We start from the raw sequence: 11,783 nt of genomic DNA, 5'->3' as shown, positions 1-11,783 counted from the left end.
GTTTTAAAAGATTTGGCTCGGCAATTTTTGCGGGAGGATATTATAAAAGAATCTGTAATTTATCAAGATATCGTTCAAAAGGAAGCATTGAAAGTGATTCGTCGTCAGCTTAAACGGCGCTTTGGTGATATTGATGCATCATTAGTTGAGCAGGTTCGGAATTTATCTGCTGAACAGTTAGAGGAGTTGGGAGAAAATTTGCTTGATTTTTCAGAAGTTGCTGATTTGGTAGCTTGGTTAGAATAGTAGGAACAAGCTTAATCATAGTGAATACAAACCCCCTTTATTACTAAGAGCGGTTAAAAAAATCTTCAGGTTCAATACCAGCTTGCTTTAAAATTGCACGTCATGTTCCTTCCGGCATATCACCAGAATGATTGGGAATAGTAGTGTAACGATTAGTTTCAGGATTAAACCAGATTTCATGACTCCCTGCGGCTTGACGATGAAAAACAAAGCCAAAGGTTTTGAAGATTTTGATAATCTGTCTGTAGCTAAAGCCAGCTAGCCGTCCCATGAATTGACTACTGACCTACAACTAAAGGATAGTTAAATTGTTCAGCTATTGGTTGCAAATAATCTAGTTCTTGATCCTGAGATTGTGCTTCTAATAACTTACGCGCTACATCACGGGCAATTTCTAAAGTTTCAGCAACAGTCCGTCCTTGAGCTACTAAACCTTGAAGCTCATCAGATGTTGCTAAATAAACGCCTTCAGGTAATTTCTCAATGTGGATGTTTAGCAATCTTTCCATTATTGTATGTAGATGTTACTGTTTGGAGCGGTTTAATTGTTATGATATCGCTTTTCTGAACTACAGCGATGTCTACGACGGGCTACGCCTACGCACTTCCACTTTTACATAAAAACTCATGAGCCAAATTAATCCTGAAACAACCCCTTTACATACCTTAAACCCACTCAACCGATTTTCTGACAGAGCAGAAGATTATGTAAAATATCGACCAAGTTACCCCGCAGATGCAATTGATATTATTTTAGAAGGATTAGGTGAAAATTCACAACTTGTAGCAGCAGATATTGGTGCAGGTACAGGAATTGCTTCAAGATTGTTAGCTGAAAGGGAGGTTAATGTTATAGCCATAGAACCAAACGCGGCGATGCGAGAAGCTGCTAAACCACATCCTTTGATAGAGTTTCGTGATGGAACAGCAGAATTTACCCAACTACCTGATAATTCAGTTGATTTAGTTACTTGTTTTCAAGCTTTCCACTGGTTCAATCCCGAACCAACTTTATTGGAATTTCACCGCATTTTAAAACCATCAGCACGCTTGGCTGTGGTGTGGAATAACCGCGATCAAGAAGATGCCTTAACTACAGAATATAGCCGAATAGTCCGCGAAGCATCTAATAATCACCCAGCAGAATCTCGAATGCAATCGGTAGAGCCATTGTTAGTAACTCCCCATTTTATTAACATCCGTGAATATAATTTTACTTATAGACAACAGTTAGATTTAACTGGACTTATTGGACGAGCAATGAGTGTTTCTTACCTTCCGCGTGAAGGCTTGGCATACAAACAGCTTATTGATAGGTTTCAAGAATTATATCAGCGCTTTCGTGATGAAAGTGGTTTTATCTATATGGTCTATCGTACTAGCGTACACCTTGGCGAAAAACAATGATAAATTGCAAGTAAAGTAGCAGAGAATGCATTAAATAAATATAAGATATCTGAACTTTAATCTTGAATTTATAAATGACCTGCAATTCGCAAATAGCAGAAGGTTGGCATGGCAAACTTAATTTAGTCTATGCCGATCGCCAGGGTAAAACCCAATTAATTTACGATCGCCAACAAGCCCCCCTGAAGGTACAACGCCCATTTTATCCAGAAGGGGAAAGAGTTTGTCATAGCGTAATTTTACACACAGCCGGGGGAATGGTAGGAGGCGATCGCTTATCCTCTAATATCCACCTCCAACCCCAAGCCCAAGCTTTAATCACTACAGCTGCTGCAAGCAAGATATACCGCAGCAATGGGTTGCAATCTAGACAAACCATCGAGATGCAAGTTAACGCTGGTGCTTGTTTAGAATGGTTGCCACAGGAGACAATTTTATTTAACGACGCAATTTATCGGCAAGATTTACGGGTAGAATTAGCAACCGGGGGCAGTTGGTTAGGCTGGGAAATTACCCGATTTGGTCGCAGTGCTAGAGGAGAAAAATTCTTGCAAGGAGAATGGCGATCGCACACCGAAATTTGGCAACAAGGTGTTCCATTGTGGATTGATCGGCAATGGTTACGGGGTAGCGAAGAAACTTTTCACAGTCCCCATGACTTGGCTGGAAAACCAATAGTAGGTAGTCTAGTTTGGGCTGGTGGTGCAGTTTCAGGAGAAATTGTCGCAAAAACGCGAAATTTATGGAATGGGGAAGGAGAAGTCGGTGTTAGCCGATTACAACATGGATTATTGTGCCGATATCGCGGTTCTTCCACATCAGAGGTGAGAAAATGGTTTATTGATGTTTGGCAGATGCTGCGAGTTTCTTTTTTGAATCGTGGTAATTGTATACCAAGAGTGTGGCAGATTTGAACGTAGAGGCGTAGCAGCTTGCCGCAGGCTACCACAGAGGAGGAAATAAGAATGCAATTGACGCCCCAGGAAAAAGATAAGCTATTAATTTTTACTGCTGCTTTATTAGCAGAAAGACGTAAAGGAAGGGGTTTAAAACTGAATTATCCCGAAGCGATCGCTTATATTTCTGCTGCCATTTTAGAAGGTGCAAGAGATGGACAAACTGTAGCTGAATTAATGAGTTATGGTACAACTATCTTAACGCGAAATGATGTCATGGAAGGCATACCAGAAATGGTGCATGAAGTGCAGGTAGAAGCTACTTTTCCTGATGGCACAAAGTTAGTGACAGTACATAATCCAATTCGATAATTTTTTAATTTTTAATTTATTATGATTCCTGGGGAAATTATTACACCAGAAGGTGAAATTGAACTAAATGTTGGTCGTCCTACTATTAAATTGCAAGTGTCAAATATAGGCGATCGCCCCATACAAGTAGGTTCTCACTTTCACTTTTATGAAGTCAATACCGCCTTAAACTTTGACAGAGAACAAGCCAAAGGAATGCGTCTTGATATCCCCGCCGGAACCGCAGTCCGCTTTGAACCAGGCGACGCAAAAGAAGTGACTTTAGTCCCCTTAGCTGGGACTCGCCAAGTCTACGGCTTCAATGCCAAAATTAACGGAAACTTGCCACTAAATATAAAATAGACTCAGACATTCATTGAGGATTTTATATGTTAACAGCAGAACAGCGACGCATCAGCCGTGATTTTAAAACTATATTGAAATCAATGGTGTGTCTGTTTAGAGAACCAACTAATCTAGACTATATTTATAATCTGGAAGATGAGTTGCGTTATACTCAGGCAAGCTTATTAGCTGTTGAGTGGTTAAAAACTCAACCGCAAGTATCACTGTTGATTCAAGAACGTTATATTGCACCATCTCCTAATATCGAAGTATTGCTGCAATATCCTGAAGACTCATTAGGATATGCCTATGCATCTTATATTAAAAAATCTGGTTTTGACCCCGGTTTTTATCGTCAAATGCAAGTAGAAGACGATGTGAGTTATGTACTTTTACGCAGCCGTCAGACTCATGATATTTGGCATGTAGTTACAGGTTTTAAGACTGATGGACTGGGAGAACTAGGTCTTAAAGCTTTTGAATTAGCCCAAACTCGGAGAAATTTAGCTGTTTTCTTAGTAGGAGGCGGGTTATTATCCATCCTTGTAAAATCACCAGATGTTCTCCCTGATTTATTAGAACAGATAGCTGTCGGTTACACAATGGGTTCAAAAGCAAAACCATTATTAGCGCAAAAGTGGGAAGAACATTGGGATAAACCTTTATTAGAATGGAGAACTGAATTAGGAATTGATTCAGATATTTTAAATTAAAAGGAATGAGATAATGAGTTACAGAATGGATCGCCGCGCCTATGCCGAAACCTATGGACCAACTGTAGGCGATCGCATCCGAATTGCAGACACAGAATTATTTATTGAAGTTGAACAAGATTTTACTAACTACGGCGACGAAGTGAAATTCGGTGGTGGTAAAGTTATCAGAGATGGAATGGGACAATCCCCCATTTCTAACGCCGATGGTGCTGTTGATTTAGTAATTACTAATGCCTTAATTCTCGATTGGTGGGGTATTGTCAAAGCAGATATCGGCATTAAAGATGGCAAGATTTTCAAAATTGGTAAAGCTGGAAATCCTTATATTCAAAATAATGTAGATATTATTATCGGCCCCGGAACCGAAGCCTTAGCTGGTGAAGGAATGATTCTTACTGCTGGCGGCATCGATGCCCATATTCATTTTATTTGTCCGCAACAAATTGAAGTTGCGATCGCTTCCGGTATTACCACCATGATCGGCGGCGGTACTGGGCCCGCTACTGGTACAAACGCCACTACCTGCACCCCAGGCCCTTGGAATATTTACCGGATGTTGCAAGCTGCTGATGCTTTTCCTGTCAACTTAGGATTTTTGGGTAAAGGAAATGCTAGTCAACCCCAAGGACTTGTAGAACAAGTAAATGCCGGTGCAATGGGGTTAAAACTCCATGAAGACTGGGGAACTACACCCGCAGCAATTGATACTTGCCTCAGCGTTGCCGATGAATATGATGTGCAAGTAGCGATTCATACTGATACTCTGAACGAAGCCGGATTTGTCGAAGATACGATCGCCGCTTTCAATAATCGTGTCATCCACACATACCACACTGAAGGGGCAGGCGGTGGACATGCACCAGATATCATCAAAGTTTGCAGCCAAGCTAACGTTCTACCATCTTCCACCAATCCCACACGTCCTTATACCCTCAACACCTTAGACGAACACCTGGATATGTTGATGGTATGCCATCACCTTGACCCTGCGATCGCCGAAGATGTTGCTTTTGCCGAATCTCGCATCCGTCGAGAAACCATTGCTGCGGAAGACATTTTGCACGACTTAGGCGCATTTAGCATGATTTCTTCCGACTCCCAGGCAATGGGAAGGGTAGGCGAAGTGATAATTCGCACCTGGCAGACATCTCATAAAATGAAGGTGCAACGGGGAACTCTTAACCCACAAGGAAATGAGCAAAAAGCAGACAATTTTAGGGCAAAAAGATATGTTGCTAAGTATACTATCAACCCAGCGATCGCTCACGGAATTGCTGAATATGTGGGTTCAGTGGAAGAAGGAAAATTAGCAGATTTATGTTTGTGGCGTCCTGCATTTTTTGGCGTGAAACCAGAGATAGTCATTAAAGGCGGAATGATTGCATGGTCGCAAATGGGCGATGCTAACGCCAGTATTCCCACACCGCAACCAGTGTATATGCGACCGATGTTTGGTAGTTTTGCAGGGGCGCGTCATGCCACATCATTAACTTTTGTTTCGCAAGCAGCTTTAGAGAAAGAAATTCCCAGCCAGCTAGGTTTACAAAAGTCAGCAGTTGCAGTTTCTGGGACACGCCAATTGAGTAAGCGGGATATGAAACTGAATGATGCACTACCCCACATTGAAGTAGATCCAGAAACATACCAAGTCAGGGCAGATGGTGAATTGCTGATTTGTGAACCTGCGACAGTTTTACCAATGGCACAGAGGTACTTTTTGTTCTAATTCATGAGCGGGCAACTTATCGCTTTTAAGGATGAGAGTAATATTGCCCTCATAAATTTTTTGTTTTAGAGTTACGATCAAATAGTTAAACGTTGCATCTGATGTAGAAAATCATGCTACCTTTTAAGAAAAAAATAGTGACTGATGAAGCGATGCGTCCGGTAGCGGTGTTGATTGATTATCAGGACTGGCAGCAAATTGAGAAGATATTAGAAGCTCATCAATCACAAAAAAAACAAGAGTTTAATTTAAACGAGTATGCTGGTGTAATTCAACTAACTCAAGACCCTTTGGAATATCAGCAGCAAATTAGGGATGAGTAGTCTTGACACAACCTTTGATTTTTTTAGATACAAATGTAGTCTTGTATTTTTTGGGTGGTCGCTTGGTAAATCCACTACCATCAGGACAATATTTTATTTCAGTGATTACTGAGATTGAATTGCTCGCTTATCCGAGTCTCAGTTTAGAAGAAGAAACACAAATTATTGATTTTTTAAATAAAATTACAATCATTGGTATTGATAATAATATTAAAAATTTAACAATTGCATTTCGCAAACAATCCAAACTCAGGCTTCCTGACGCAATAATTGCAGCAACTGCAAAATCTCTAAATGCAACATTGTTTACAAATGATGTAAGATTGGTTAATTTAATAGAAATTAACACTCAATCAGTGCAAATTATGTAATGGGTGCGATCGCTTGCTTTTGTTTAAGAGTATGATTGAATGCCTATTTATTTTGGCAGACATTAAGTTTGTCTTGAGGGTAAGTGTCAAAGTAATCTTTTAGCCATTTACAACCTTGATTTAGCAGTTCGTCTAACCCTCTCACAGGCCAGAGTATTGCTATATTGTCACCTCCAGCTGTCACCAGCCACTTGCGATCGTTACTAAAACTGACACTTCTGACAATGCCTTGATGACCTTTAAAATTTGCCAGTTGTTCTCCAGAAGCAGTCCGCAGCTTTACCGTGCCACCAAAGCCGACTGTCGCAAGTAGTTGACCATCATTGCTAAAACTGATATTTGTGACGCTCCCCTGATAAGTCTTGATTGGTTCTCCCAATTGCTGTCCTAATAAATTCCACTGTCTAATAGTGCCATCATCACCAGCAGTGGCAACTTGCTGACCATCTGGCCTGAAACTGACACCATAGACACTGCCTTGATGACCTTTGAGTTCTACACATTTTTTTTCTTCTTGGATGTTCCACAGCCTTGCCATGCCACCCCCTCCGACTACGGCTAGAAACTTATCATCCCGGCTAAATCTTACAGCCTCAACCTTTGTTGGATTATCGAATGTTTTCAACCGATTGCCGTTGAGATCCCACAGTTTTACAGTGCCATCTTCTCCACCTGTTGCCAGCATTGTGCCATCGTTGCTAAAATTTACGGTTGCAATACTGTCTTGACGACTCTTGAACTTTTTTGGTTCTGGCGGTTTTTTATTCAGTTTCCACAGTCTAATAAACTCATCATCTCCTGCTGTAGCAATTAAATTGTCATCGGTGGGACTAAAACGGACACTCTGTACCTTACCTTTACCATCCTGAAATATTTTTAAATGCTTTCTTTCCTTAGTGTCCCATAGCCTGACTGTGCCATCATCAGAAGCCGTAACAATTCGTGTTCCATCTTGATTAAAACGGACACTTCTAATTTTGCCTCTATGTCCCTTGAATTTTAGCAATGGCTTCTCATCAAGATTCCATAACCTGACAGTGGCATCATCTCTACCCGCTGTTGCCAAAATATTAGAACGACCTTTTGGGCTAAAACGAATACTCACGACACTGCCCTGATGTCCTTTAAATTCTGCTAGGAGCTTTCCTTGGGTATTCCACAGATTTACTGTGCCATTCTTGTTAGCTGCTGCCAGAATTTCGCCATTATTCTGAGAAAAACGGACAGTCTCAACACCTTCAGAATTAGCTGTAAATTCTCGCAATTTTTGTCCTGTAGAATTCCATAGCTTGATCGTGCCATCGTCTCCAGAGGTGGCGATAATCTCACCATCAGGGCTAAAGGCAATACTATTTACCCTACCTTTGTGACCTGCCAATGTTGCTACTAACCTGCCATCTAGTTGCCACAGCTTCGCCAAACCATCATCTCCAGCTGTAGCAATTTGGTTTCTGATAGGGCTAAAATTCAAGCTTTTAATAGTGGGCTGATAAATATCGCATTCAATGGCTGGAGTAGGTACATTTTTATTGCAGCGCTCATGAGCTTTAATTTTTTTTAACTTTTCTTCTTTTGTTGAAAGATCCCAAAACCTGACAGTGCCATCTTCTCCAGATGTAGCAATTTCGTCATCTCCAATAAATCGAACATTGTTAACACTACCTTGTCCTGTCAAAAATTCTGCTAGCTTATGAGCTGACTTATGATCTGATATGTCCCATACTTTTAAGCTACCATTCGTGCTCCCTGTAGCCAATTTTTTTGCATCCTGGTTAACATCAATGCTTAAGATTCTCTGTTCATGGGCTTGAAATTTTAACGGCTCTTGTCCTTTGCTATTCATTAGCTTGACAGTGCCATCTTCGCCACCTGTAGCAATTAGCATGTCATTCTTGGTATCAATAAAACGCACACTATTGATCCCATCCTGACGAGTGTCTATCTGATTTTCTTGACGGATGTTGTCGAGAATTGTCTGTAAAGCCAAGGTGGGACTGACGGCTGGATATTCTTCCAAAGGGCGACTAGTAACTAAGTTTTTCAGGTCTTGCCCACTTTTCATAGCCGAAACTAAAGCTTCTAGTGGTGCAGTCTCAAACTGTAGCAACGCAAGCGCTCCTACTTTCTCTAATTTCGTGGCTGTTTGGGTTTGTGTTAGCTTCTGTTGTGCTTGGTTGACTGATATGATCGCTGCTGTTACCACAAATATTGCTGCAACTGCGATCACAAACAGCACGTAAATTCCTTTTTTAATCGTCTGTTTGGCTTTCCTTTGTGCTTGAGCCAAAATCTGCTTCGCCTCTATCTCAGCTGCTAAAGCAACTTCAACTTCTCGTTGTTCGGCTTGTTGACTAGCCGTCAAAAACTGATTGTCCTTATTACTCAAGCTTCTAGGATTTGCCCATTCCAGCGCTTCTTGCAATGCCTGTCCGCGTAACAGCCGCGATTCGTCCTGACAATTGGAATCTAACCATGCCTCTATTGCTTCAGCATAAGGTCGTAATCTCGCTAGTGCCGCATTAACCCAACTTTCGTCAAAAACAGACTCATAAATGCGGTTATAAACTCTTAACTTGCCATGTTGTTTGAGTACCAATCCTGACAGACATAATTCTCCTTGTGTAGGGCTATCATCAGCTGCAACTTCTGTCTCCTGCAAGATTTGCTGATATAGTCCTAAAAGTCGCCCAGCTTTATGCTCATTTCTGAGAATGCGATCGCTAATCGTCCGTAAATGCTCCTGTTGATCCTGTGATTCCCAATTCTCTATAATTCGCGATCGCACTAACTCCCCTACTTGTGCCACATTCATCCCATCTGGAATGAGTTGACAAAGCTTGTGAGTGAGAAATGGTTGCCCACCAGTCCAATTCAAAATCTCTTGCAGCAACCCTTGGGGATTACTAACTTTCCCTTCCAATCCTTGGGCTAATGGTTTGGCTTCATTCAATTGAAAGCCGTTGAGTTCAATTGCTCGACCAATATTAAACGGTGTACGGTTGCTATCTCGAATCAAATCAGAAGGAGTCGCCACCCCCAAAAGTGTGAAGGTGATACGCCTATATTTTGGCTGATCAGCACGCTGGTTATAGCAGTTACGGATTAAAGCAAAAAAGTCATCTGTAGAAAAATTCAGGCTGAGAACACTATCGATTTCATCTATAAAAATAACGATATTTTGAGAGACTTCAACTAGCAGAACTTCTGCGATAAATTCACTCAATCGCTGCACAGGAGAAAGATGATCGCGATCGCGCCACCAACTGCGTAAATCAAACCTGCCACCCAGCGCAAAACTTCTCACTAAAATCCGTGCTACACCTGCATACCACTGATCTACGGTAATAATGTGGTTACTACCAATTTCCGTCAATATAATCACAGCACAGGCAATCCCTTCTGTTTGTAGCTTGTGCATCGTTTGCACCTGCAAGCTAGACTTACCCATTTGCCGCGAGTTCAGCACGTAACAAAACTCACTAGCCCTCAAGGCTTTAGACAAATCTGTATCTGCTTTTCGGACTACATAACTCGGGGCATCAACTGGCAAACTCCCGCCGACTTGATATTTCATCAGATGACTCTCAGGCGATCGCCGAAATATTGACGATACAGATCACAACGCGGCGTCACATTATTTCCTTGCTGTTGCAGCAAGCCCATGCTGAGTAATTTAAAGCATTGCATCGAATCCAACCTAACTGCGTTAGTATTGGTGATTACATCCATCATCGCAGCTGCTAATTCCGGACGCTGTTCTAAATTCCATAAGTGTCGATGTAAATGCTCGTTATATGGGCCAGCTTCCGTAGGTGCTATTTGTAGTAGCATATCGAGCGTAGTATTTTGTCTGGCGATGCAATAAAGTGCCACTCGTACAAGATAAGGATGCCCTCCCACCATTGCCATAAGTTGGTCAACTTGGCTAGAACTCCAATTAATTCCATGCCTTTGTGCCAAATCAAGCACCTGTTGAGGGGTGAGATCTGATAATGCAATTGGTAAGCCTACATTAAATGGCGAATGATTTATATTCAGCTGGATATAAACTTCAGTAGAATGCACCACTACCAACCGCAGTTTTCTCCAAATGTCCAGATTTTTGCCCTTTTCATGCCAAACGCGTAACAGATCAAAAAAGTCACCAGCAATTTCAGGATACTGGAAGACATAATCAACTTCATCCAAACCCAAAGCTAGGGGTTGGTTGATTTCTGGCAAAAGATATTCCTCGAAATAAGCGGTGCAATTGTCCTTACTGCCAAAAATCACATCCCAGTAATCCGCTAACTTGTTGGGTAGCCTCAACCTCCGTCCGACACTGGCACAAAACCACTGAAGAAACTTATCCAAATCGGCAAAAACTCTTCCATCTGCCAGTTGAAAGCTTAAAGGCACAGTCAGATAACCTTGCTGTGAAGCTTGGTAAAGAATCCTTGCCATAAGTGAAGTTTTACCTGTCTGTCGGGGTGCTTTAATCCTGATCAGAGATCCTGGCTGCAAAATTGTCTCGTAACAATCAGATTCTATGGGGGGACGTTCGATATAAAATTCCGAAGCTAAACCCACCTGTCCTTCAGGCAATTCTGGTTCTGCGACTGGCAAAGGAGGATGAGCAGATGAGGCGATGGCAGGAAATAATTGTTCGTCTCCAAATTCCCCACTTTCCAAATTCCCCACTCTCCCACTCTCACCGTCTGCCAGTAAACTAAAAATTTCCTGTAAAATTTTGGAAGTATCGGCAGGTGAATTCCACTCTCGCTGCTGAATCTGCTGTAAATAACCCCGTAAATCATAATTTAGTGGCGTACTCCAAGGGAAGTTGACGCGAATGGGCAAAATCACTGGCTTATGCTGATCACTGCTATCCCGTAACTGCTTGGCCTGTCTCACCTCTTCTGTCACCATCTCACTAGTTGCCGATCGCTCAGACAACAGCAACAAAAAGTAATCACATCGTTTTAATTCTTCATCGATGCGCCAAGGCCATTTTTCCCCCAGGCGAATACTCTCGCTCGCCATGAATGCTTCGTATCCAGCAGCTTTAATGCCTTCATAAAAATTCTGGGCTAAACTCAGGTCTGGATCTTGGCTGCGGTAGCTAATGAAAAATCTGGCGCTTTTGCTGGCTGCTGGCATAGTTGAATGATTATCCAGAAACTTTGACAATTTTGACTATTTTTCTTGCAATATACAGAATCGAAGCTAGCCTTTACTTTTTTTACAGGTAACTCGCCAGTAGCCGATACCCGATCTACTGATATATTTGGTGAATTAACTGCTACCACAATTGTGCCGCTATCCTCTGTATCCAGTTCTAGAAGTTTACGAGCCATAATCAATTAGCTTGTGGCTATCTGTTAAAAAGGTAAGTAAAGTAGTTTTTAAAATACATTTATATA

14 protein-coding genes are annotated in these 11,783 nt (G+C 41.6%); 9 read left to right on the top strand and 5 right to left on the bottom strand.

Annotation, left to right across the window (positions count from 1 at the left end; genetic code table 11):
• The first annotated feature begins 12 nt into the window (after nt 1–12).
• On the top strand, nt 13–246 hold the full coding sequence (locus RM347_RS00535) for a DUF4351 domain-containing protein (protein ID WP_322722110.1): 234 nt from the start codon (nt 13–15) through the stop codon (nt 244–246).
• A 100-nt stretch (nt 247–346) separates the two neighbouring features.
• On the opposite strand, the gene RM347_RS00530 is transcribed toward RM347_RS00535, so the two are convergent.
• Entirely contained in the window at nt 347–517 is a 171-nt protein-coding gene (locus RM347_RS00530) for a type II toxin-antitoxin system HicA family toxin (RefSeq protein WP_322722109.1), read from the bottom strand.
• A gap of 7 nt (nt 518–524) precedes the next feature.
• Nucleotides 525–755, bottom strand: coding sequence for a type II toxin-antitoxin system HicB family antitoxin (locus RM347_RS00525; protein WP_100898366.1), 231 nt, complete (start codon nt 753–755; stop codon nt 525–527).
• Nucleotides 756–873: 118 nt separating this feature from the next.
• Here RM347_RS00525 and RM347_RS00520 point away from each other — a divergent pair, with 118 nt between their 5' ends.
• The 8 genes from RM347_RS00520 (at nt 874) to RM347_RS00485 (ending at nt 6,381) form a co-directional block, all read left to right on the top strand.
• Nucleotides 874–1,653 carry a class I SAM-dependent methyltransferase gene (locus RM347_RS00520; RefSeq protein ID WP_322722107.1) on the top strand — a complete coding sequence of 260 codons (780 nt, stop codon included), beginning with the start codon at nt 874–876 and terminating at the stop codon, nt 1,651–1,653.
• Between the two features lie 74 nt (nt 1,654–1,727).
• Nucleotides 1,728–2,567, top strand: coding sequence for an urease accessory protein UreD (locus RM347_RS00515; protein ID WP_322722106.1), 840 nt, complete (start codon nt 1,728–1,730; stop codon nt 2,565–2,567).
• Nucleotides 2,568–2,618: 51 nt separating this feature from the next.
• Nucleotides 2,619–2,921, top strand: a complete 303-nt coding sequence (ureA, locus tag RM347_RS00510) for an urease subunit gamma (RefSeq protein ID WP_322722104.1) — start codon at nt 2,619–2,621, stop codon at nt 2,919–2,921.
• A 21-nt stretch (nt 2,922–2,942) separates the two neighbouring features.
• Entirely contained in the window at nt 2,943–3,263 is a 321-nt protein-coding gene (locus RM347_RS00505; protein WP_322722103.1) for an urease subunit beta, read from the top strand.
• A 26-nt stretch (nt 3,264–3,289) separates the two neighbouring features.
• Nucleotides 3,290–3,958, top strand: coding sequence for a Coq4 family protein (locus tag RM347_RS00500; RefSeq protein ID WP_322722102.1), 669 nt, complete (start codon nt 3,290–3,292; stop codon nt 3,956–3,958).
• Nucleotides 3,959–3,971: 13 nt separating this feature from the next.
• Nucleotides 3,972–5,687: an urease subunit alpha gene (gene ureC, locus RM347_RS00495; protein ID WP_322722101.1), complete on the top strand. Its 1,716-nt coding sequence runs from the start codon at nt 3,972–3,974 to the stop codon at nt 5,685–5,687.
• Nucleotides 5,688–5,824: 137 nt separating this feature from the next.
• Nucleotides 5,825–6,010 (top strand): hypothetical protein, encoded by a 186-nt coding sequence (locus RM347_RS00490; RefSeq protein ID WP_322722100.1) that lies wholly within the window; start codon nt 5,825–5,827, stop codon nt 6,008–6,010.
• Nucleotides 6,011–6,012: 2 nt separating this feature from the next.
• Entirely contained in the window at nt 6,013–6,381 is a 369-nt protein-coding gene (locus RM347_RS00485; RefSeq protein WP_322722099.1) for a type II toxin-antitoxin system VapC family toxin, read from the top strand.
• 43 nt (nt 6,382–6,424) lie between these two features.
• Here the strand turns inward: RM347_RS00485 and RM347_RS00480 are convergent, their stop codons facing one another.
• Genes RM347_RS00480 through RM347_RS00470 form a run of 3 tightly spaced genes read right to left on the bottom strand, consistent with a single transcriptional unit; the run spans nt 6,425 to nt 11,717 of the window.
• Nucleotides 6,425–9,955, bottom strand: a complete 3,531-nt coding sequence (locus tag RM347_RS00480) for an AAA-like domain-containing protein (protein WP_322722098.1) — start codon at nt 9,953–9,955, stop codon at nt 6,425–6,427.
• Nucleotides 9,955–11,520 (bottom strand): AAA-like domain-containing protein, encoded by a 1,566-nt coding sequence (locus RM347_RS00475; RefSeq protein WP_322722097.1) that lies wholly within the window; start codon nt 11,518–11,520, stop codon nt 9,955–9,957. The genes RM347_RS00480 and RM347_RS00475 overlap by 1 nt, the downstream gene beginning before the upstream one ends.
• A complete protein-coding gene (locus tag RM347_RS00470) occupies nt 11,457–11,717 on the bottom strand; it encodes a hypothetical protein (RefSeq protein WP_322722096.1) in 261 nt (86 codons plus the stop codon). Before RM347_RS00470 ends, RM347_RS00475 begins: the two co-directional genes overlap by 64 nt.
• Nucleotides 11,718–11,783 lie beyond the last annotated feature (66 nt).

Source organism: Nostoc sp. ChiQUE02 (assembly GCF_034531305.2).
Taxonomy (GTDB): Bacteria; Cyanobacteriota; Cyanobacteriia; order Cyanobacteriales; family Nostocaceae; genus Nostoc.
Note: the sequence above shows the minus strand (reverse complement) of the source record. Positions and strands in the feature narration are given on the sequence as shown.

Coding starts and splice junctions, on each gene's coding strand:
- RM347_RS00530 (WP_322722109.1), bottom strand. CDS start 517: ATGGGACGGCTAGCTGGCTTTAGCTACAGACAGATTATCAAAATCTTC.
- RM347_RS00525 (WP_100898366.1), bottom strand. CDS start 755: ATGGAAAGATTGCTAAACATCCACATTGAGAAATTACCTGAAGGCGTT.
- RM347_RS00520 (WP_322722107.1), top strand. CDS start 874: ATGAGCCAAATTAATCCTGAAACAACCCCTTTACATACCTTAAACCCA.
- RM347_RS00515 (WP_322722106.1), top strand. CDS start 1,728: ATGACCTGCAATTCGCAAATAGCAGAAGGTTGGCATGGCAAACTTAAT.
- ureA (WP_322722104.1), top strand. CDS start 2,619: ATGCAATTGACGCCCCAGGAAAAAGATAAGCTATTAATTTTTACTGCT.
- RM347_RS00505 (WP_322722103.1), top strand. CDS start 2,943: ATGATTCCTGGGGAAATTATTACACCAGAAGGTGAAATTGAACTAAAT.
- RM347_RS00500 (WP_322722102.1), top strand. CDS start 3,290: ATGTTAACAGCAGAACAGCGACGCATCAGCCGTGATTTTAAAACTATA.
- ureC (WP_322722101.1), top strand. CDS start 3,972: ATGAGTTACAGAATGGATCGCCGCGCCTATGCCGAAACCTATGGACCA.
- RM347_RS00480 (WP_322722098.1), bottom strand. CDS start 9,955: ATGAAATATCAAGTCGGCGGGAGTTTGCCAGTTGATGCCCCGAGTTAT.
- RM347_RS00475 (WP_322722097.1), bottom strand. CDS start 11,520: ATGCCAGCAGCCAGCAAAAGCGCCAGATTTTTCATTAGCTACCGCAGC.
- RM347_RS00470 (WP_322722096.1), bottom strand. CDS start 11,717: ATGGCTCGTAAACTTCTAGAACTGGATACAGAGGATAGCGGCACAATT.